This window comes from Priestia megaterium (genome assembly GCF_041941685.1).
Lineage (GTDB): Bacteria > Bacillota > Bacilli > Bacillales > Bacillaceae_H > Priestia > Priestia megaterium_C.
Map to the genome: position 1 here is coordinate 1954418 of NZ_CP130958.1, position 21269 is coordinate 1975686.

At 37.4% G+C, this 21269-nt stretch carries 20 protein-coding genes and 1 pseudogene; 18 read left to right on the forward strand and 3 right to left on the reverse strand.

Annotated elements, in window-relative coordinates; translation table 11 throughout:
* Positions 1–293: 293 nt before the first annotated feature.
* From Q5794_RS10035 to Q5794_RS10085, 11 genes are all read left to right on the forward strand, one after another.
* Positions 294–2249: a beta-galactosidase gene (locus tag Q5794_RS10035; RefSeq protein WP_374989055.1), complete on the forward strand. Its 1956-nt coding sequence runs from the start codon at positions 294–296 to the stop codon at positions 2247–2249.
* 84 nt (positions 2250–2333) lie between these two features.
* Positions 2334–3698: a glycoside-pentoside-hexuronide (GPH):cation symporter gene (locus Q5794_RS10040; protein ID WP_214986918.1), complete on the forward strand. Its 1365-nt coding sequence runs from the start codon at positions 2334–2336 to the stop codon at positions 3696–3698.
* Positions 3699–3816: 118 nt separating this feature from the next.
* Positions 3817–4062: a DUF2164 domain-containing protein gene (locus tag Q5794_RS10045; RefSeq protein WP_192997742.1), complete on the forward strand. Its 246-nt coding sequence runs from the start codon at positions 3817–3819 to the stop codon at positions 4060–4062.
* A 243-nt stretch (positions 4063–4305) separates the two neighbouring features.
* A complete protein-coding gene (locus tag Q5794_RS10050) occupies positions 4306–5802 on the forward strand; it encodes a CoA transferase (RefSeq protein ID WP_374989056.1) in 1497 nt (498 codons plus the stop codon).
* A 380-nt stretch (positions 5803–6182) separates the two neighbouring features.
* Positions 6183–6380, forward strand: a complete 198-nt coding sequence (locus Q5794_RS10055) for an IDEAL domain-containing protein (protein ID WP_013056608.1) — start codon at positions 6183–6185, stop codon at positions 6378–6380.
* 226 nt (positions 6381–6606) lie between these two features.
* Positions 6607–7026 (forward strand): universal stress protein, encoded by a 420-nt coding sequence (locus Q5794_RS10060; protein ID WP_214986916.1) that lies wholly within the window; start codon positions 6607–6609, stop codon positions 7024–7026.
* Positions 7027–7405: 379 nt separating this feature from the next.
* Positions 7406–8782: a sensor histidine kinase gene (locus tag Q5794_RS10065; RefSeq protein ID WP_374989057.1), complete on the forward strand. Its 1377-nt coding sequence runs from the start codon at positions 7406–7408 to the stop codon at positions 8780–8782.
* Position 8783: 1 nt separating this feature from the next.
* Entirely contained in the window at positions 8784–9464 is a 681-nt protein-coding gene (locus Q5794_RS10070) for a response regulator transcription factor (RefSeq protein WP_328245021.1), read from the forward strand.
* A gap of 112 nt (positions 9465–9576) precedes the next feature.
* Entirely contained in the window at positions 9577–9909 is a 333-nt protein-coding gene (locus Q5794_RS10075; RefSeq protein WP_013056612.1) for a metal-sensitive transcriptional regulator, read from the forward strand.
* Positions 9910–9923: 14 nt separating this feature from the next.
* Positions 9924–10130 carry a copper chaperone CopZ gene (copZ, locus tag Q5794_RS10080; RefSeq protein ID WP_214986913.1) on the forward strand — a complete coding sequence of 69 codons (207 nt, stop codon included), beginning with the start codon at positions 9924–9926 and terminating at the stop codon, positions 10128–10130.
* A gap of 85 nt (positions 10131–10215) precedes the next feature.
* Positions 10216–12633, forward strand: a complete 2418-nt coding sequence (locus Q5794_RS10085) for a heavy metal translocating P-type ATPase (protein WP_374989058.1) — start codon at positions 10216–10218, stop codon at positions 12631–12633.
* A 138-nt stretch (positions 12634–12771) separates the two neighbouring features.
* Here the strand turns inward: Q5794_RS10085 and Q5794_RS10090 are convergent, their stop codons facing one another.
* The gene (locus Q5794_RS10090; protein WP_129708364.1) at positions 12772–13200 is read right to left on the reverse strand and encodes a hypothetical protein; all 429 of its coding nucleotides are present in this window, start codon (positions 13198–13200) and stop codon (positions 12772–12774) included.
* 228 nt (positions 13201–13428) lie between these two features.
* On the opposite strand from Q5794_RS10090, the gene Q5794_RS10095 reads away from it, so the two are divergent.
* The 6 genes and pseudogenes from Q5794_RS10095 (at position 13429) to Q5794_RS10120 (ending at position 19025) form a co-directional block, all read left to right on the forward strand.
* Complete coding sequence (locus Q5794_RS10095; protein ID WP_328245025.1) at positions 13429–13986, forward strand: YdhK family protein; 558 nt, start codon at positions 13429–13431, stop codon at positions 13984–13986.
* Positions 13987–14369: 383 nt separating this feature from the next.
* Entirely contained in the window at positions 14370–15677 is a 1308-nt protein-coding gene (locus tag Q5794_RS10100; protein ID WP_374989059.1) for an MFS transporter, read from the forward strand.
* Positions 15678–15969: 292 nt separating this feature from the next.
* A complete protein-coding gene (locus Q5794_RS10105) occupies positions 15970–16149 on the forward strand; it encodes a hypothetical protein (RefSeq protein WP_057243893.1) in 180 nt (59 codons plus the stop codon).
* 74 nt (positions 16150–16223) lie between these two features.
* Positions 16224–16544 (forward strand): 2Fe-2S iron-sulfur cluster-binding protein, encoded by a 321-nt coding sequence (locus Q5794_RS10110; RefSeq protein ID WP_214986909.1) that lies wholly within the window; start codon positions 16224–16226, stop codon positions 16542–16544.
* Between the two features lie 717 nt (positions 16545–17261).
* Positions 17262–18254, forward strand: coding sequence for a YibE/F family protein (locus Q5794_RS10115; RefSeq protein ID WP_214986908.1), 993 nt, complete (start codon positions 17262–17264; stop codon positions 18252–18254).
* Positions 18251–19025 (forward strand): annotated as a pseudogene (locus Q5794_RS10120) (YibE/F family protein). The gene Q5794_RS10115 and the pseudogene Q5794_RS10120 overlap by 4 nt, the downstream one beginning before the upstream one ends.
* 144 nt (positions 19026–19169) lie before the next feature.
* Here the strand turns inward: Q5794_RS10120 and Q5794_RS10125 are convergent.
* Positions 19170–19871 carry a hypothetical protein gene (locus Q5794_RS10125; RefSeq protein ID WP_214986907.1) on the reverse strand — a complete coding sequence of 234 codons (702 nt, stop codon included), beginning with the start codon at positions 19869–19871 and terminating at the stop codon, positions 19170–19172.
* Between the two features lie 72 nt (positions 19872–19943).
* Entirely contained in the window at positions 19944–20453 is a 510-nt protein-coding gene (locus tag Q5794_RS10130; protein WP_214986906.1) for a hypothetical protein, read from the reverse strand.
* 462 nt (positions 20454–20915) lie between these two features.
* On the opposite strand from Q5794_RS10130, the gene Q5794_RS10135 reads away from it, so the two are divergent.
* Positions 20916–21266, forward strand: a complete 351-nt coding sequence (locus Q5794_RS10135; RefSeq protein WP_374989060.1) for an ArsR/SmtB family transcription factor — start codon at positions 20916–20918, stop codon at positions 21264–21266.
* Positions 21267–21269: the final 3 nt, after the last annotated feature.

Here is a 21269-nt window from a genome sequence, read left to right on the forward strand (position 1 = left end):
ATAAAAACATTTGTCTTTGTAAGCGTTTTATTCTTTATTTTAATAAAGAGCAAAAAAAGGATGTTTTTCTCTAAATTTTTACCATTGAATATTTTGAATAAAGTTCATAAAATAAACTTGTAAGCGTTTTAAAAGATTAGGAAGTATGTATCTTGAAAGTTGAACAGAGATTTATTTATGAAGAAAATAAATGTGATTTTTTTGCTTTTGATCACCGTTTCCGAGTAGACCTTAACAGTTAACAGCAAATCGTTCATTTAATGAAACAAAGAAATAGATAGGAGTAGAGAAAAATGTACATCGGTGTCGATTATTATCCTGAACATTGGCCAGAGAATATGATAGAAGAAGATATCCAAGGTATTAAAGAGCTAGGATCAAACATGGTGAGAATAGGAGAGTTCGCTTGGCACCTTATGGAGCCTAAAGAAGGGCACTATGACTTTTCCTTTTTTGATAGCGTTATCAATAAGCTTAAAAAACAGAATATTGATGTTATGTTTGGTACGCCTACTGCCACTTTTCCGGCTTGGCTTGCGAAGCAGCATCCTTCTATTTTATCAAAAGATGAAAACGGGGCGGTCAGAGCCTTTGGAGGAAGACGTCAATATTGTTTTAATTCGCCTCTTTACCGGAAGTATAGCGCCCAGATTACAGAACAACTCGTAAAGCACTACTGCTCAGAAGAAGCAATCGTAGCATGGCAAGTTGACAATGAATTTGGCCATGAAGGCAGTGACTTGTGTTACTGCGAACAATGTCATAAAGAGTTTCAGCAGTTTTTGGAAAGAAAATATAAAGATATTAATGAGCTAAATGAAAAGTATGGCACTATTTTCTGGGGACAAACATATAACGAGTTTACTGAAGTGCCCATGCCTGTAAAAACAATTACGACACACAGCCCTTCGTTAAAGCTAGACTGGGCGCGCTTTCGCTCTTTTTCATTAAACAGATATGCTCACGAACAAACAGCGATTGTGAAGAAATATAAAGGTGATCACCAGCTGTTGACAACGAACGTATCAGGAGGGTTTTTTGATAAATGGTTTGATCATGAAGAAAACCTCCAAGTAATGGACTTTGTATCTTATGATAATTATCCGGTATGGGGCGGTCAAACTGAGCCGATTACCCCGGCTCATATTGCACTAGGGCATGATTTTAATAGAGGTTTGTTACATAAAAACTTCTGGATTGTAGAGGAATTAATGGGCGCTCAAGGTCATGATGTCATCGGTTATCTTCCGCGACCTAATCAGGCAAAAATGTGGTCTTATCAAGCGTTTGCTCATGGATGTACGAATATGCTGTATTTCCGTTGGCGCGGAATGACAAGAGGAGCCGAGCAGTACTGCTATGGAGTTGTAGGTCATGATAATCATTATGGAAGACGCTACAAAGAAGTTCAGTCGTTATTTAGTGAAATCGTTCATTACGAACATGTACTTGAGTCTGATATTAAATCCGATGTTGCCGTTTTGTATGACTATGAAAATATATGGTCATGGCGCTTTCAGCAGCAAAGTGAAGGATTTGACTTTACGCAAGAGCTTCTTAGAGGATATACACCGTTTTATAAGCTGAATACACCTATTGATGTTATTCCTGCTGCAAGAGATTTTTCAAGCTATAAAGTACTGGTTGTTCCGGCTTTGCAAATAATTGATGAAGAATTAGGTAAGAGATTTACTGAATTTACTGAAAACGGCGGCGTGATTATTTTTACTTTTAGAACCGGTATTAAAGATAAACAAAATAACATTCACTTTAAGCAGACACTGCCCGGATATGTAAAAGAAATAACAGGGATTGAAATTCATGAAGTGGAAGCACTGTCTTCTACTCAAAAAGCAGCTATTAAAGGGGTAGGACTGTATGAAGGAGAACAAGCAAGAGCTTCCGTGTGGAGAGACATTATCACACCTGTAACAGCTGAAGTGCTGTATGAGTATGATGATCCATTTTATAATCAAGCGGCTGTAACAAAAAATCAGTTTGGTCGCGGAACGGTTTATTATGTAGGCTGTGGAATTGAGGAGCAAACGTTTGAAAAAATTGCGCTTGATATTGTAAAACAACAGCATATTGAGCATAGAGAAAGTGAAGATGGAATTGAAGTATATCCTCGCAAGCTTGGAGAGAAGAGTTATTACTTCCTTATGAACCATACGCCCGAAGTAAAAGTATTTAAAGATATTGTTCTGCAGCCTTACGAAAGTCGAATTGTGGAAAATATACAGCCGTAATAGAAGACTAGAATCTCATAAAGCAATGAGATTCTAGTCACCAATGATATGAAAGCGTTTTATAGGAGAAGGGAGTTAAGTTATATGAGCATGGGGGTACAGTCAAAAGTTTCTCTAAAAACCGTATTATCATACGGAATGGGGAGTTTTGGAAACAATATTATTTATGCATTAACAAGTACATATTTAATGATTTTTTATACAGATAGCGTAGGATTAAATGCTGCAGCCGTAGGAACTTTATTTCTTATTGCTAGGATATGGGATGGAATTGCAGACATTATTATCGGAATGATTGTTGATAATACAGAAACGAGATTTGGTAAGTTTAGGCCTTACCTGTTAATAGGCGGATTTTTTGCATCTGTTGCTACAGTCGCGTGTTTTATTAGTCCTGATCTTTCTCATACAGGAAAATTAATTTATGCTTATATCACTTATATCGCGTGGGGAACAAGTTTTGCTATCATGGATATTCCCTATTGGTCGCTTTCAGCAACGATTACACAAGATGTAAAAGAACGAAATAAAGTAGTAGCTTTTCCTAGAACCATTGCAGCAGTAGGGTCCTTGTTTGCTAGTTTATTAACTCTTCCACTAGCTCATTATTTTGGAAACTGGTTTATGCTTAGTCTTATTTATGCGTGTATCTTAATGATTACAATGATCATCACATTTTCAGGAGTAAAAGAAAACTATACCGTAAAAAGACAGGAAAAGCAGACGCCAAAAGCAGTTTGGAACTTATTTATTCAAAATAAACCGTTGCGCTACTTGATTTTCTCAATGCTTTTAGTTGAAACGATTTTAACAATTCGAACCACGTTTTCTATTTATTATTTTAAATATAATTTAAATGCAGAGAACATCGCGTCTCTTTACTTAACCTTATTTTTTACAGCACAAATTGTAGGGGCGATCGCGTCTCCTTTTATTTCAAATAAATTTGGAAAGAAACGTGCAGCAATAGGGGGAATTGCGCTAAATGCTGTAGCCACTCTTACAATGTTTGTAACCGGTTTTCACGTTATGCCGGTGATGATTTTAAGCTTTTTAGCTTCTTTCGGCGGTGGAGTTAGCAACATTGCTCAAACATCTATGCTCGCTGACTGTGTAGAATATGGCGAATGGAAAACGGGGAACCGAGCAGAAGGAATGGTTTTTTCTACAAATATTTTCAAAACAAAGGTTGCTTCAGCAGTGGGTGGAGCAGTAGGCGGGTACATCCTTTCAGCGGTAGGATACGTGCCAAATCAAATTCAGTCACACAGCACACTTATTTGGATTGCTTTAATCTTTACAATCATTCCCGGGATTCTTTGCTTGTTATCACTTGTCCCACTTGCAAAATATGAGTTGACGGAAAAGAGATATCTAGAAATTTTACAGGATATGAAAAAGCGCTCAAGCCGCATAAAAGAAAAACTGGCTATGAAAGTGTCTAGCTAATTAAAAATTAGCATAAGCATTGTACACAAAAACAACAAGAAAAAAAGACTGCATTTTCTCAGCTCCTCTTGCTATGATGTCAGGTAGACAGATATCAATGTAAAGAGGAGTTTTGTTTATGTTTATTAATTTTTCAAAAGAAGATAAAGATAAAATGCTCAATGAAATTCAAACGTTTTTTTATAACGAACGAGATGAAGAAATCAGTGAATTTGCAGCAGAAAATGTATTAGAGTTTATTAAAGAACATATCGGCCCTCACTTTTATAACCAAGCAATTAAAGATGCAGAAGATATTATGAACCAAGTCATGCTTTCTGGAGAAGAAAATTTACATGCATTAAAAAAACCAATCGAAAAGTAGTTCAAAAAAGAAAATTTGAAGTAGGACAAAAGCGTTTTATGTACAAAAACATAAAGCGCTTTTGTTTGTCTATGAAACAAATTATTTGTTCGCATAGGTGATATATGATACATTCGTTTTAAGATAATATTAACGTTAACGTAAAGGTTAAGTTTGGAGTGTTTTGATTTAACTCGATGAGGGCATAACTTCGGCAAGCAGGGACATAATGAGGTAATTATATTAGGAAAGAAGGGACTATACGTGAGCAACATTACGAAAGATCAGCTAACAAAATCTATTGTGAAAGCAAATGAAAATCGTTTAACGGATAATAGGGATTTTGATCTCTATCAAGAGCTGGAAAATGTGCTTCAAGGAGTCGGTTTATCAGCAAAAGACAGCGGAGGAAACATTACGTTTTACGGAGAAGATCCGATTGTTCCTAGTACGCTGCGCCTTGCCTCAGCAGCAGCTATTGCACTAGTTGCTAAATCAGTAGCTCTCTCAAAAATTTGGAGAATACGCGGAGGAAAAGGTCAAGATATTCATATAGATCTGCGAAAAGCAATCCGAAGATTATCACCTTTTTACGATAAAAAATGGGAAAAACTTAACGGGTATGCCCCGAGTAAAGCAAATGATCCTTATAATCCATTAGGCTTTCGCTTTTATCAAACAAAAGATGACAAATGGGTAATGCCGCTGAATCCCTATCCGCGCTCTAAACATGAAACGTTAAAGCTGTTAAATTGTATAGAAGACCCTGATGCAGTTGCAAAAGCTATTCGCGGATGGAATGCAGAAGAGTTAGAAAAAGCTGCAGCAGAGCGAGGAGTTATCATGCCTGTTGTGCGAACAATTGAAGAGTTTATGAAAGAGCCTAGGTATGATGAAGTAGCACAGCTTCCTTTAATTGAAATTGAAAAGATTGGAGAAAGTGAGCCGATTCCATTTTCAAAAGATCCTAAAACGCCGCTAGATGGTATTCGAGCATTAGGTCTTGGTCATGTTATTGCAGGAGCAGGATTTGGTCGAGCTCTCGCTTTACACGGTGCGGACGTCTTAAATATTTGGAAGCCAACTGATTGGGAGCATGATACGATTTACGCTACATCTAATGTAGGTATGCGCTCTTCAACGCTCGATATCGGTGAAAAAGAAGGAAAAGAAAAAATGGTTGAACTTCTACAAGGAGCAGATATCTTTTTTGCGAACCGTCGATACGGATTTCTAGAGAGATACGGTCTAACAGCTGAAGAGTGTGCAGAATTAAAACCTGGAATCATCCACTGCACCGTTAACCTGCATGGAACGCAAGGAGACTGGGCGAAAAGAAATGGGTTTGACCAAACAGCGGGAAGCGTAACGGGAGTCATGGCGTTAGAAGGATCGCCAGAAAATCCTAAGCTGCCTCCTATTGTAGTGGTAAATGATTATGCGGTTTCTTGGCTGCTTGAAGTCGGTGCTTTAATGGCACTAGAAAGAAGAGCAAAAGAAGGAGGCAGCTACCGCGTGCGTGTATCATTGGATCGCGTATCTTTATGGATTTTATCAATGGGCATCTATGAGAAAGCGTACGCTCATCAAACAGCTGGTTCGTCAGAGAAGCATGAGTACGTTGCACCGGATCTCTTTACAGCCCAAACACCTTTAGGATTGTACCAAGGGCTTACAGAACAAATCGAAATGTCGGAAACTCCAGGGAAATATAAGACAGTTCTGGTTCCTCGAGGTTCTTCATGTCCAGAGTGGTTGTGATATCAAGAGTCTGAGACAAAAGTATTTTAGTTGAAGGAAAATCCGAACGATGAATCGAGATTCTTGATAAAGGATCCAACTCGTTCGGATTTTTTCATGGTGATGGTGAACGTGGATTTTGTATATTCTGTTGCTTCTAGCTGTTGATTGGAGGGCAAGGCGAAGACTCCTGCGGGAAAAGCCTCACCGGCCGCCCGCGGAAAGCGAAGCCTTGCACGGAAATCAATTCAATCCAATTCGCTCGCCTTTGGATTAAAATGATTTGGGTATGTCCAAACCTCATTTTGAGAGGCAAATTTAAAATGAAAAATAAGAAAAAATATTTGAATAATTATATGATTTCTTATATAATAGCGAAAAGGATGAGGAGTTGACTTGTAATGGAAAACTATACGTCCCGCAAAATGACACAAGAAGAAGTAAAAGTATCAGACGCGACAGCAGCTCAACTAGTGCTAAACAAATCTCTTCGTGACTTTAAAAAAGCACAGCTTTTACTACAAATTGATCAGTCTTTAGAAAAAAGAGATAAAGAAACTTTTTTACGTTTAACTGAAGAGTTAAAAGAAGTTTGTTAAATAACCTACTAACATAAACAATCAGCCTTTGCTTCTAGTGAGCAAAGGCTTTTTATATGAGGAAAAACGGATAAATGTTTTGTTTTTTCTGAAAGCGGTAAAAGTATAGTATGGATGATAAAGCAAAAATCAAGAAGTCTCTTACTTTATTATTTTTTGCTTTATCATCTACAGCATCTAGATGGTAACGCATCATGAAAGAACAAAAAGAGAGAGGGTTCTTTATATGTATAACAAAATCTTAGTCGCCTTTGACGGTTCGGCACCTTCTATTCGTGCTCTTCAACATGCAAGTAAACTAGCTAAAAGCGTAAATGCTAATAAGCTGACAATTGTACATATTAAGGAAAGAATTCACTTGCAGCAGCCTGTTTTTAGCGTTGACTTAGACGCACTGATAGAAGAAGAAAACCGCGATATTTTATCTGAAGCTCACAATCATTTAACTCAATCAGGTATTCCATATGAGGCATACGGTTTAGAAGGCACCGCTTCAAAGAAAATTATCGAATACGCACATGGCAATCAACAAGACGTCATTATAATAGGAAGTCAAGGAAAGGGCTTTGTTAAAGAGACATTTTTAGGAAGTGTAAGTCACGAAGTTGCTCAATCCGCAGAATGTCCTGTTATCATTGTTAAATAAAAAGAGGCTGGGACAAAAGTATTTTAGTTGAAGGAAAATCCGAACGATGAAGCGAGATTCTTGATAGAGAATCCAACTCGTTCGGATTTTTTGTTGATTTTATTGATATGGTGAACGTAGGTTTCCTCTATATAGATGCTTCTAGCTTTGGATTGGAGGGATTTTGTTATGTCTCCATCTTTTTTTTGTTTTTGGATTATGTAGTGCTGCGTGCTTAGCGAGTTCGGAATTTACGGTATGATAAACGTATTTTATACGCTAAGCTGTCAGATACCTGTGGTAAACTGTCAGAGAATAATGGTTATTTAATCATGTATGCTTTATTCTGCACAGTTTCTTCAATTATTACTTCTATAATGAAAGCAAAGGATGTGAATAAATGAATCGAATTTCTATTAAGCTCGGACTCTTATTTTTAATGTTCATTTTACTAATTGAAGCGGCTCTCTTTTTTTACTTATATAGCGGTCTTGCCAACACACGAATTTCGGAGGAATTAGAAAGTTTGCGTTTAAGAGGAAACAGTCACCGGGAAGTATTAGAGAAGCATCATGATTCGGCTACGCTTAACCATGTTGCACTGATGGAATCTGAAGCAGAAACTGATGTTGTCATAACAGATAAAACAGGAAAAATTATCAGTTCGTCCAGGCCTTTAATTCAAGGTGCAAGAAAAGCAGTAGAGAAATGGAAAGAAAAGTCTCTTACATACAAAGGTGAAATTATGCAAGGCGACTGGAAAAGCAAATCTTATATCGCCACAGCATCACCTATTGAAAAAGGCCGTCAGCAGTTCGGCACGGTTTATATGTTCAAAAACACAAATGATATTCACGAAATGATTGCGAGACTACAGCATCATTTTTACGTAGCGGGAGCTGTTTCCGTTTTATTTTCGATTGTGACCATTTTTGCTCTGTCTAAATTTATAACCGCTCCTTTAATCAAGATGAAAAAAGCAACGGAGAAGCTGAGTCAAGGAGATTTGTCTGTAAAGCTTGGTGCTCATTCAAGAGATGAACTTGGACAATTAGGAATGTCCATTCAGTCGCTAGCGAATGAGCTGCAGCGGTTAAGAAAAGAGAGAAATGAATTTTTAAGCAGCATTTCACATGAACTTCAAACTCCTTTGATGTATTTAAAGGGCTATACAGACGTAGCGAGAAGGCCTTCTAATACACCGCAAGAACGTGATAAATATCTTGCCATTGTGGAAGAAGAAGCGGAAAGAATTTCACAGTTAGTCAAAGATTTGTTTCAGCTGGCGCAGCTGGATCAGCACACATTTTTTATTCAAAAACAAAAAGTAGAACTGGCTACGTATTTGCACACCATATGCGCGCATTTTAATTTAGCTTTAAAAGAAAAAGAGATGGAGCTGGACATAAGCTGCCCTCAAGGCCTTTACTTTTCACTAGATCCTGAAAGATTTCAGCAAGTGATTATCAATTTACTTGATAACGCAATGAAATATTCAAAAGAAGGGGCTAAAATTGATTTAATTGTAAAAAAATCAGCTGAATCATTGACAATAACTCTTAAAGACCAAGGAATAGGCATTCCAGAAAAAGATCTGCCTTACGTATTTGATAAGCTGTATCGAGTGGAAAAATCTCGCTCGAGAAAAAGCGGAGGTTACGGATTAGGCTTATCAATTGTAAAGGAGATTGTAGAAGCTCATGAAGGAGAAATAACAATCACAAGCGAGATGGGAAAAGGAACGACTGTAGAGATTGTATTAAGAGAGGATGGATAGGATGACCACTATTTTATTAGTAGATGATGAAGCAAGGATGCTGGATTTACTAGAACTTTATCTGCTACCAAACGGATTTACATGTATAAAATTTGAAAAAGGCACAGAAGCGCTGCGCTATCTTTATGAAGGTAACAAAGCAGATTTGATGTTATTAGATATTATGATGCCAAGCGAAGATGGGTGGGAGATTTGCCAAAAAATAAGGAAAATGTCTGATCTACCGGTCATTATGCTCACAGCCCGCAGCCAAACGTTAGATGTAGTAAAAGGATTAAATATAGGGGCAGACGACTATATTACTAAACCGTTTAGCGAAGAAGAATTGGTTGCACGCATCAGTGCGGTTCTTAGACGTTCCTTAAAAGAAAAGAATGAAATCACCTATAAAGGGTTAGTATGGAACAAGGAAGACCACGTATTACAATATAAAAATCAGCACATTCAAGTGACGCCTAAAGAGTTTGAATTAGTGGGGTTACTTCTTCAGCATTTAAATCGTGTGTTCAGCCGGGACGACTTGCTTGTGTTAGTGTGGGGATATGAGGCGGAGATTGGAGATCGTACTATTGACTCCCATGTGCGAAATGTTAGGGATAAGCTTAGAAAAGCGGGTTTTTCTGTAGACGAATACCTGCAAACCGTATGGGGAATAGGCTATAAGTGGGTTGATGTTAGTTGAAAATGATATGAGCATAGCTATCGAAATTGGTGAAAAGATAAAGTAAGCCACCTTTTCTCTTTACATAGGGTAGGGGGTATAGTATGGTGAAGTCATGAAGGGAGGATGTTAGATGGTCGAAGCGAATCACATGAATAGTGAAGAAAAATGTTGTACGATAAATAGTGAAAGAAAAAGTCACCATTCTCCAGAAGTGAAAAAAAATCTAACAAGCCGATTAAATCGAATTGAAGGACAAATTCGAGGAATTAAAGGATTAATTGAAAAAGATACGTATTGTGACGACGTGATTACTCAAATCGCAGCTGCGCAGTCTGCTTTAAATAGTGTAAGTAAAATTTTGCTTGAAGGTCACTTGAAGCATTGCATTGTAGAACGTGTGCAAGATGGTGATGAAGAAGTAGTAGATGAATTATTAACAACCATTAAACGATTAATGAAATAAAGGAGATGCTAGAAATGGAAAACGTAACATTATCAGTACAAGGAATGTCTTGCGGTCATTGTGTCAAAGCTGTTGAAGGTGGCGTAGGCGAACTTAATGGCGTTAAAAGCGTAGAAGTAAGCTTAGAAGACGCAAAAGTAACAGTTGCATTTGATCCTAGTCAAGTAACGATTGAAGATATTAAAGAAGCTATTGATGACCAAGGTTATGACGTAGCATAAACAGCATCGCGTGCGAATACCTTCGCACGCTTGATTTAGGAAAAATATATACCCCTTATGGGTATATAACAGGAGGGGAAACGTGATGAGTGATAAACAAAAAGAAGCCACCTTGCAAATTACGGGTATGACATGTGCAGCGTGTTCTAACCGAATTGAAAAAGGATTAAAAAAAATAGAAGGTGTAACAGAAGCAAACGTGAATTTGGCTTTAGAAAGATCTACTGTCATATTTGATCCGTCTAAAACAAGTCCACAGGCCTTTGAAGAAAAAATTAAAAAGCTTGGGTACGGAGTTGTAAGTGAAAAAGCGGAGTTTGCTATTACGGGCATGACGTGCGCCGCTTGTTCGACTCGTATTGAAAAAGGGTTAAACAAATTAGAAGGCGTGACAAAGGCAAGTGTTAACCTTGCTTTAGAAACGGCTTCTGTCGAATACAGCCCTTCTCAAATAGCTCCGCAAGATATAACGCAGCGAGTTGAAAAGCTTGGATACGGAGCAAAGCTAAAGTCGAAAGAAAGAGAAGAAGAGCAAAGCCACCGAGAAAAAGAACTCAGTAAACAAAAAGGAAAGTTTTGGTTTGCATTTATTTTAAGCGTACCGTTATTATGGGCAATGGTTAGCCATTTTACGTTTACATCGTTTATTCCTTTACCTCATATGCTGATGAATCCATGGGTTCAGCTCGCTTTAGCTACGCCTGTTCAATTCGTGGTAGGGAAGCAATTTTATGTAGGCGCATTTAAAGCTCTGCGTAACAAAAGCGCCAATATGGATGTTTTAGTAGCACTAGGTACAAGCGCAGCTTATTTCTACAGTCTATACTCTTCTCTTAAATCGCTTGGCTCACCTGCTCATACAGCTCAACTTTACTATGAAACGAGTGCTATATTGATTACGCTTATTCTTTTAGGAAAATTATTTGAAGCAAATGCCAAAGGCCGTTCTTCAGAAGCAATTAAAAAGATGATGGGCTTACAGGCTAAAACGGCCGTTGTAATAAGAGACGGAGCGGAAGTTGAAATTCCAGTGGAAGAAGTGCAAAAAGGCGAAGTTATTTTTATTAAACCTGGTGAAAAAGTACCTGTAGACGGAGAGATTATTGAAGGGCAATCGGCCTTAGATGAGTCCATGCTGACAGGTGAAAGCGTACCGGTAGATAAAAACATTGGAGATAAAGTAATTGGGTCTACACTTAATAAAAATGGTTTTCTAAAAATAAAAGCTACAAACGTTGGCAGGGAGACGGCGCTTGCGCAAATTATTAAAGTAGTAGAAGAAGCGCAGGGGTCTAAAGCTCCTATTCAGCGATTAGCTGACTATATTTCAGGTATATTCGTGCCAATTGTAGTTGGAATTGCTCTTCTTACTTTCTTTGTTTGGTATATTTGGATTGCGCCTGGCGAATTTGCACCGGCTTTAGAAAAGCTTATTGCCGTACTAGTGATTGCATGTCCATGCGCGTTGGGCTTAGCTACTCCAACTTCCATTATGGCGGGGTCGGGCCGCGCAGCAGAATTTGGTATTTTATTCAAAGGCGGCGAGCATTTAGAAGCAACGCATAAAATCGATACGATTCTTTTAGATAAAACGGGAACTGTTACAAATGGAACCCCCGAGTTAACCGATGTACGTATTGCACAAGGCTACGAAGAAAATGATCTATTACAGTTAGTTGCATCGGCTGAGCGTTTGTCGGAGCATCCTCTAGCTCAAGCACTCGTAGCAGGTATAAAAAATAAAGGTATAAAGATTCAAGATCCGTTATCTTTTGAAGCTATTCCAGGGTATGGAGTAAAAGCAACTGTACAAGAGCGAGAGCTGTTAGTGGGAACAAGAAAGCTTATGAACCAACATAAAGTGAATATTGATACAGCCTTAGAAGAAATGACAAATTTAGAACGAGAAGGAAAAACGGCTATGCTCGTTGCTCTTGACGGAAAATATGCCGGCATGCTTGCTGTTGCAGATACCATCAAAGCGACTTCTAAAGAAGCAGTTTCCAGGTTAAAAGAAATGGGCTTAGAAGTGATGATGATTACAGGTGATAATCGTCAAACAGCTCAGGCTATTGCGATGCAAGCGGGTATTGAGTACGTTATAGCAGAAGTGTTGCCAGAAGGCAAAGCAGAAGAAGTGAAAAAGCTTCAGCAGCAAGGTGAAAAAGTCGCAATGGTGGGAGACGGTATTAATGATGCGCCTGCACTTGCGTTAGCTGATATTGGAATGGCCATCGGAACAGGAACGGATGTAGCGATGGAAGCCGCTGATATTACGCTGATGCGAGGAGACTTGATGAGCATTGCAGATGCGATTGAAATGAGTAGAAAAACGATTTCTAATATTAAGCAAAATTTATTCTGGGCAATGGGTTACAACACGCTTGGTATTCCAATTGCAGCAGTTGGGCTGTTAGCCCCTTGGGTCGCTGGAGCCGCGATGGCCTTTAGTTCTGTATCGGTTGTATTAAATGCACTGCGATTGCAGAGAGTGAGGCTATAAGATATGAAAAAGTGGATCGTCTCAGCTATTTTGTACGTGCTCGCAGTCATAGCAGTATATGCTATGTGGGCAATATAAACTAAAAAATATTAGAGTCATCGAGCCATTCTCGGTGAAAGTGATCTAAAAGCAAAGCTGCTAAAGAATATTCTTTAGCAGCTTTGTTAGGTGCAAGGAATTTTTTTGATTCAATTCATACCCTTTAAGATGAAGGTCTTCTGGATGCTTTTGCTGAGCAATTAATACATCACGTCCATCATCCATAATCCAAATGAAATAATGACGGCTAGAACCATCTCCATAGGTAATGGTCATTTTGCAATCAATGCTCCCAGCAGATTCTTCATCTAAGAGAATTTTCATATGCTGTGCCTTTTTTATACTATTGGTGAATGCATTCATATCTTGTTCATCGATAAATGTTTTGAGCGTTTTCATTTTAATGGACGTTACTTCTATCTTTTGTACGCTAGATGAGAGCGTGGAGTGTGCGGAAGCAAAGGGGGCTCCCATCACCAAGCTAAACGTAAGTAAGAGTGAGGATAGAGCAAAGCGTATTTTTAGCATGTTTCTTTCCTCCTTTTATTTTTATACTTTTTCCTTGTGGTAAGTGTTTCATACGAAGGCCTTTTTTAGGCACAGGAATTTTTCGTACCCAATTACCTTCATCTTCACAAAATCTGCACAAAGTCTGGCTACAATAAAGAAAAGAAGAAGAGCAGGCAAGGATAAGTTGTTTCTAGTGATTAAATGATTTTTATTTTAAAATTTATTATGTGGAAAAGAGGGACTGTTATGAAAAAACAGCTATTTATTCTTGGTGCATCTGTCATTATTGGACTAAGCGGATGCGGAAACGACTCTAGTCATGAAAAGCCTTCAGCTAACAAAAACGAATCCATGCACGATCACTCAGAGATGAATCACTCTAGTTCAAGAGAGGTTCCAAAAGGATTAAAGCAAACTGAGAATCCAACATATAAAGTTGGAGATAAAGCCGTTATAAAAGCAGATCATATGAAAGGCATGAACGGGGCTGAAGCAACGATTGTTGGTGCTTACGACACCACGGCCTATACCGTTTCGTATACGCCAAAGACTGGCGGAAAAAAAGTGAAAAATCATAAGTGGGTTATTCAAGAAGAAATAAAAGATGCGGGTAACGAGCAGTTAAAGCCAGGTAGCGAGGTAACGCTTGAAGCAGATCATATGAAAGGTATGAAAGGGGCAAAAGCAACGATTGATTCAGCCGAAAAAACAACGGTATACATGGTAGACTACGCACCGACTACAGGCGGAGAGAAAGTAAAAAATCACAAGTGGGTAACCGAAAGTGAACTTTCAGCCAAATAGACTGTTAGCGAAAAAAGAGGCTGGTACAAAAGTATTTTAGGTAAAGGAAGATCCGAACGATGAATCGAGATTCTTGATTGAGAATCCAACTCGTTCGGATTTTTTCATTGTTATGGTGAACGCAGGTTTCATGTAGGTGATGGCTTCTAGCGGTATAACCAGTGGTTCATAAGATCTTCTTTCCCCTATCTGTTTGTCTATAGTTTGGATTGATTTAGTTATGACGCAATCTCTTTTTGTTTACTTCTTGTTTTATGTTTTATCATGAGGGATTTCTTACATGATGGATGAAGAAAACGCATGTTTCTTTCAAAAGAAGTTGTGATATTAAGTAGAATGCTACGGTAATAAAACGAACAAACTACTGATGAAAGGAGCTAGCTATGAGTGAACATACAGTAAAGCGAACAGGACGCACAAGATGGTTCATTTCATCTTTGTTAAGCAGTATGATTATTTTAAATTATTTTGATCGTGTAGCGGTGTCAGTGGCCGCTCCTGCAATACAAGATGCATTTCACTTAACGGGAACAGAGCTCGGAATTGTCTTTTCTATTTATACGTATTCTTATACGATCATGCAAATACCTGCCGGAAGCTTGCTTGATCGGTTCGGAGTAGCATGGGTAACAAGAGTGGGTATGGTGATTTGGAGTTTATTAACGATGTCGATGGCATTTTTGCAAGGAAAACTTCTTCTCTATATCGTCCGGTTTTTAATAGGAATAATGAGTGCTTCAGCTTTTCCAGCAGCGTCAAAAGCTACGTCTCTATGGTTTCCTCCAAACGAAAGAAGCTTACCAAATTCTTTGTTTGATTCAGCGGCCAAATTTTCAAATGTACTTGGCGCGCCTCTTGTAGCGTTTCTCATCACTAAATTTGATTGGCGCACAGCATTTTTATCCATTGGAATTATAAACGTGCTGTTTACGCTGCTGTTTTGGTTTTATTACGAAAAACCAGAAAAGCACAGACGCATATCAGATGATGAGTTGAAGTATATTCAAGAAAATAATTTAAATGCGAACGATGAACAAACATCAAAATTTTTACATACCTTAAAAGTATTATTTACGAATCGAAAAGTTTGGGGGCTAACGATTGGGTTTACAGGCTATGGATATACGTTTAATTTACTGTTAACGTGGCTGCCAACTTTTTTAAAAGAAAAATACGGTATGGATATCATGTCATCGGGTCTGCTTACGGCAGTACCTTGGCTAATTGCTACATTTGCTGGCATTTTAGTTGGCGGTTGGCTTGTTGATTACCTCATAAAAAAAGGATATAACAGTCAAAAAGTATATCGCACGATCATTGTTGTAGGATTATGCTTAGGGTTTGTTTTTTTAGGCTCTATTTTAACTAATAGTGTTGTAGTAGCGATGATTTGTATCTCGATTGGGCTGGCAGGTATATCTGCAACGGCACCAATCGGCTGGTCAATTTCTGCTGAAATTGCGCCTGCAGGCTCTATTTCTCTTCTCAGTTCTATTGTTAATTTAGCTAATAATTTGTTTGGTGGAATTATAGCTACAGCTTTAACGGGATATCTATTAGATAAAACTGGTTCTTTTAATCTAAGCTTTATTGTAGCAGGAATTGTATTGTTGCTAGGCTTAATTTTCTATATTTATGTGCTGGGAGATATTAAACAAATTAAAATTCCAAAAAACCAACGTACGAAGTAAAATCCCATGACTCGTTATGGGATTTTACTTTTGATTATAAATAACGACCTTGCTCATGCACTTAGTGATGTGAAAAAGTCTAATCTTCTGATCTGACGCTATTAAAAGGAGAAACAAGATGAATTTGTTTGTTTGAAACATATGAAGGGACTTGTTTTAAAATAGAATTGTTAGTATAGCATGTTCTTAAAAAGGTTAAGATGGTTTTTATGAAGAAATTCTGTGTCTATTTTTGTGATGTCAGCAGAAGTAGATATGAACCGCACTATAAAAAATAGAAAGGCAGAGGAACATGAATCATAAAGAAAGTGAAAACAATACTGAGTTAAATCAAAGTCATTTGTTAAAGGAGCCTCAACGTATAGAATTATCTAAGTATCAAATTTTAAAAGCACTGATACCTGTTATTATACTTGGGATTGTCGTTTTAGTTGCCATATTACAAAACGATGGTCTTCTTAATTGGATTTAGGCATGCAATAAAAAGAAACTGCATATAGTGTAATTTAAATCGCTTGTACACAGTAGAGGGAAAGAGGGAGATACATGCCAAGAGTAACCGTTTTAGGATACGGAAGTTTTGAAGTGGCAAAAGGAAAAAAGCTTGTCTTGGCACTCGAAGACAACGGTATAAATATTCTTCATCGATGCGGCGGGAAAGCTAAATGCACGACTTGCAGGGTAGAAGTGCTTGAAGGTGAATATTGTGATTTAACACACGTAGAGAAAAATGCATACTCAGAAAGTTCAATTGAAGATCACTTGCGCTTATCATGTCAAATTCGTGTAAATGAAGATATCACCGTTCGGCCAATATTAACGGTAGAGAACTCAGGACGAGAAGCAGGACCTCGACCCGCAGAGTAGTCCTGTGATCGCAAAAAGCAGCGTGTGGAATGTCCAGCACGCTGCTTTTTTCATTTTTATTAAAAAATAACAAGAACAGCTGCGGGGAGAAAAAGCTGTTCTTGTTCAAGTAAAATACCTACGGAATGATTCCTTTAAATTTTAGCATTCTGTAAGAGAAGTAGTAAATCACTCAAAAGAGTGATTATGAAGGCATTTTTTAATCGTCATTTATACATATGTTGTGAATGTGATACTCCTTATAGTACTTAATCCGGAATGGTCCATTTCTATTTGCTTGTATACTCCTATAATTATATAAGATCGTCATAAAAAATTAGTGAATTGGATAAATCGTTCTATGTTTTCACTATAATTTCATTTTTCTCTGGTACAGTACAGAATGAAAAAACAGTAGGTTTGAGCGTCTTGTGTACCTGCAGTATGTCTTGCTGTATAGCGCTCACGATAAACGAATGAAAAGACTGCAAAGAATTTAGATCTCTTTGCAGTCTCTTCATGTTCAAAAGCCCGGCGTTCAAATAATAACCAGAAAGGAATTATGTGATGTCACCTCTGTATTCCCAGCATATAAGGAATCTTTTTTCGAAGCAAAAGTCTAATAAATTATCTCGTAAACAAATCTTTCTCTATATACTAGGAATTTGCTGTTTATGTATAGCGCTAATAGTAACAAACCACAATTATTCGCTTTATAAAAAACCGATAGCGGAGGTAGTGAAGACGAATGTTGTAGAACATAATAAATCTACTGATTTAAATCACAACAAAGATACCGTATATTCTCAAAAAATTGTTGCTAAAATCATGAACGGAAAATACAAAGGGAAGCTTATTCATTTAGAGAACACGTACTCATACTCAGGTGCTTATGATCAAAAGTATACTGTCGGAACAGATCTTTTTGTCTCCTTAGAAAAGAATTCACAGCATGCTCTAAATGGGACGATTGAAGGAGTAAAGCGGGACAAGCAGGTTACCGCTGTCGCGGGTTTATTTATATTAAGTTTGCTGGCTATTGGAAGGAAGCAAGGTTTTTATTCAATCATTAGCTTATTTATTAATATTGTCCTTTTAATCGGGGCCCTCAATGTATATTTAGCACTAGGGAATGTGAGCTTGCTAGCTGTATGTATTGTAGCTGTCGTTCTTTTTACGGTTATTTCTTTGTTATTAGTAAGCGGTAATCAAGAAAAAACGCATGTAGCAATTATTTCAACTTTAATAGGTACGTTTGTTTCTCTGTTAATTGCATACATCGTCATGCAGCTAACAGATTCTAATGGTCTTCATTATGAAGGAATGGAGTTTGTGACGATTCCTCCTCAAAAAATATTTATGAGTGAGGTACTAATTGGATCTTTAGGAGCTGTCATGGATGTAGCTATTACGATTACTTCTTCTGTCTATGAACTATATGAAAAGAATAAAGAGATAGCGCACAAAGACTTACTAAAATCGGGCAAGGAAATTGGCGGAGACATCATGGGAGCCATGACGAATATTTTATTTTTTTCATATATAAGTGGAACAATTCCAATGGTTCTTCTTTATTTAAAAAACGGCTCTCCTTTAGGATACACGTTTTCGATGAATTTCTCGTTAGAGTTAATCCGTGCTCTTACTGGCAGTATTGGCATTGTGCTAACGATTCCAATTACACTCTATCTTTCGATTCTTTTTATTTTTAGGAAGGGGAACAGAAAGTGAACGTTTTACTATTGCTTGCTCTTATTTTATTTATTCTTATGAGTATTGTGGGCGGAAAAAAAGGGGTTAGATCTTTCCTTGCTTTGTTCTTGAATTTTGGCGTTATTTTTCTAACCATTCTCTTTATGCTGTCTATAAAAAATACGATTATTGTTACGTTAATCGCTTGTACAATCATTAGCTGCATTAATTTATTTTATATTAATAAATTCAATCATAAAACGATTGCTGCGTTTGTTTCAACGATTATTACCTTAGCCGTTTTAGTACTCTTTATTTTTATCATTGAACATCATGCCATGATTCAAGGGTTTGGAGAAGAACAAGAAGAAGAAATTAACGCTTTTTCACTTTACGTTGGAATTGACTTTGCTAAAATAGCCATTTGTACAATTATTATGGGAGCCATAGGAGCGATCATTGATATTTCGCTATCTATTTCATCTTCTATGAATGAATTATTTGTTCATGATCCGTCCGTAACTAAAAAAATCTCTTCAATTCAGGACTGAAAATCGGAAGAGATATTTTAGGCACCACAACCAATACACTGTATTTTGCATTTGTAGGGGGATATTTAACTTTAATTATATGGTTTAAGAGATTGTCGTATTCGTTTGGAGATATTATCAATTCAAAAACCTTTTGTGCAGAAGTCATTTCTATCTTAAGCGGAGGCATTGGTGTAGCCATTATTATTCCAATTACTTCGTGGATTAGTGCCTCTATTTTCTTACAAAAAAGAGAAAAGCGAACCATATGTACAAATAAAAAATAGAAAAATTATAAGAAAATGCCCATCCAACTGGTAGTCAGTAATATTTGGATGGGCATTCACAATATTTGTGGAATGTTGAAAAAAACTTGATGGAGGCTGGAAGTTATAGTTGAACGAAGGATTATTCTCTATTTTTCTCACTGATAGATAATACGAAAAGGCCAGGAAGCAGAATTTACAGGAGAAGCAGCTTTTACAAGGACGGTCTCACCGTTTGCAGGAAGCAGATTTTTAAACACATAAATTCTACGTTCAGCTCTTGGAGATCCAGGTCCTCGAGAAGTTTTTTGGTGTATAATATTTCGTTCATTTTTTGGATCGAGTATCCAATGTGCATACCAAATCTGCCGTAAAAATTGCCTATTTGTACTTTGCGGACGTTCATCAAATATACAGTGATTCACTTGGCCTGTCCAATATAGATATCGCCCATTTCCTATATGCCATTCATCTCCTATCCGATATCTGATTCCTACACATTCACCAGGATAGATAACATCAGGGATATTATAATGATTCTCTCTTTGACAGCTAGGGTCACTATATTGCGTATAAGGCGTGACTTCTACCTTTTCCAATTGATTTCTTCTAAAATACAAATATTGCTGCGTGACTTGCCCTGTCGTTTTGTTTACGGCTCGGTGACTCAGAAGAATATCATTATAGGTCTGTAACTTTGTGTTATCGATGATTCTTGTAACCGTTAAGGTGCCAGCATTTGAGCTTATGACGCCGCCTACTAATCTTCCATTATGAACACAATACCCGTTTTTGCATGATGCACCGGCATTAGCTCGATATAGAACTCCTACGCATGTCCCACTATTAATTAAAGTCAATTATATTCACCTCGCATTCCAACTTGTTTTATAGAAATAGCTTTCGAAAGTGCTCTTCGTTTGAAGTGATTTCTATAGATCATCCGGGCCGTATCGATAGGAAGGCTGTGTTTGAATAAAGTAGCCATTTCGCACTTGAGCCACCCAGTTTTGAAATATTTCTTTCCATTCAACACGGTTAAAAAACTCATCAAGCGGCTTTGCAGAATCCCATTCAATAATAAAGAAAGGAACTACTGATGGATTCCAGACGCCTATACTATTGACACCTGATTCTTTGATAAGAAGTAAAGGCAGGCCTCGTTGGTAACCCATGCTTGGCTCTATTTGTAAAAAAGGGGCACCTTCCCATGATGGTGGCGGAGGTGTACCGCCGGGAATATTCGTCATGGTATAATTGGCGAAGACTTGCTGCATATTCACCGCGATCAACTCATAGCTAGAGAGTATCATTCGGCGAACGCTTGTGATCGTTTTATTAGGATATTGCTCTGTATCAGGCAGTGTACGAGGGAAAAGAAGAGCACGTTCAATTTCATCAATTAAACGATTAAGAAATTTTGTTTGGGTAGCATTAAGCATAGAAGGGTGGCTGAGGAATACAGGGATTTTAAAAGCTCTGTCGGCTGTGTTTTTCAAAGGGATTTTAGGGGAAGCAGAGGGAGATACTTTATTGTCTCTAAGAGAGTAAGGCTTGTCTACATAATATTTACCATCTTGCGGGTTATAATAGGAATAATGTTTTTTTATCATCATCCTTGCTTATTTTTCTTTATATTTTATGCTAATAGACAAAATAAGTATGTATGTTTGTCCAAGGACATTAGGAGCGTTTTTACGAGAAAATATACTTATAGTATTGTGTGCTAGATTTGGTTTAGATTAGTAGGAAAAAATAAATTCTTTAAATCCTTAGACAACTACTAAATCACTTTTAGTTTACTAAAAAATTGTAAAACATTTAGAAATCAATTATAGTAATGAGCATTAATACATAAGCACATTATTATCTATCAACTGAAAGGGAGTAGGAGGTATTCATTAATGAGCACAAAACCTATAGATAGTATTGAAAAGGCAGCCCAAATCTTAAAATTATTGGGAGATAAAACAAGGCTTTCGATGGTGAAATTAATAGAGAACAATGAATGCTGTGTGTGTGAGTTCGTAGATATCTATCAAGCTAGCCAACCGTCAATTAGTCAGCATTTACGAAAATTAAGAGATGCTGAACTTGTGAAGGAAAGAAGAAAAGGGCAATGGGTTTTTTATTCTCTTAATAAAGAAAGCCAGTACTATGAGTTTGTTCTGGGCGTACTTAAATCTGTACCAAGTCAGGATGAACGTTTAAAAGAGCTGGAAAAACAAGGACTGCGTATTAGTTGTTGTGAATAATTG

Excerpts from the sequence above, each read along its gene's own strand:
- Q5794_RS10035 (WP_374989055.1), top strand. The coding sequence starts at position 294 with ATGTACATCGGTGTCGATTATTATCCTGAACATTGGCCAGAGAATATG.
- Q5794_RS10055 (WP_013056608.1), top strand. The coding sequence starts at position 6,183 with ATGGAAAACTATACGTCCCGCAAAATGACACAAGAAGAAGTAAAAGTA.
- Q5794_RS10065 (WP_374989057.1), top strand. The coding sequence starts at position 7,406 with ATGAATCGAATTTCTATTAAGCTCGGACTCTTATTTTTAATGTTCATT.
- Q5794_RS10045 (WP_192997742.1), top strand. The coding sequence starts at position 3,817 with ATGTTTATTAATTTTTCAAAAGAAGATAAAGATAAAATGCTCAATGAA.
- Q5794_RS10100 (WP_374989059.1), top strand. The coding sequence starts at position 14,370 with ATGAGTGAACATACAGTAAAGCGAACAGGACGCACAAGATGGTTCATT.
- Q5794_RS10085 (WP_374989058.1), top strand. The coding sequence starts at position 10,216 with ATGAGTGATAAACAAAAAGAAGCCACCTTGCAAATTACGGGTATGACA.
- Q5794_RS10130 (WP_214986906.1), bottom strand. The coding sequence starts at position 20,453 with ATGCTTAATGCTACCCAAACAAAATTTCTTAATCGTTTAATTGATGAA.
- Q5794_RS10070 (WP_328245021.1), top strand. The coding sequence starts at position 8,784 with ATGACCACTATTTTATTAGTAGATGATGAAGCAAGGATGCTGGATTTA.
- Q5794_RS10095 (WP_328245025.1), top strand. The coding sequence starts at position 13,429 with ATGAAAAAACAGCTATTTATTCTTGGTGCATCTGTCATTATTGGACTA.
- Q5794_RS10135 (WP_374989060.1), top strand. The coding sequence starts at position 20,916 with ATGAGCACAAAACCTATAGATAGTATTGAAAAGGCAGCCCAAATCTTA.
- copZ (WP_214986913.1), top strand. The coding sequence starts at position 9,924 with ATGGAAAACGTAACATTATCAGTACAAGGAATGTCTTGCGGTCATTGT.
- Q5794_RS10105 (WP_057243893.1), top strand. The coding sequence starts at position 15,970 with ATGAATCATAAAGAAAGTGAAAACAATACTGAGTTAAATCAAAGTCAT.
- Q5794_RS10090 (WP_129708364.1), bottom strand. The coding sequence starts at position 13,200 with ATGCTAAAAATACGCTTTGCTCTATCCTCACTCTTACTTACGTTTAGC.
- Q5794_RS10075 (WP_013056612.1), top strand. The coding sequence starts at position 9,577 with ATGGTCGAAGCGAATCACATGAATAGTGAAGAAAAATGTTGTACGATA.
- Q5794_RS10110 (WP_214986909.1), top strand. The coding sequence starts at position 16,224 with ATGCCAAGAGTAACCGTTTTAGGATACGGAAGTTTTGAAGTGGCAAAA.
- Q5794_RS10060 (WP_214986916.1), top strand. The coding sequence starts at position 6,607 with ATGTATAACAAAATCTTAGTCGCCTTTGACGGTTCGGCACCTTCTATT.
- Q5794_RS10040 (WP_214986918.1), top strand. The coding sequence starts at position 2,334 with ATGAGCATGGGGGTACAGTCAAAAGTTTCTCTAAAAACCGTATTATCA.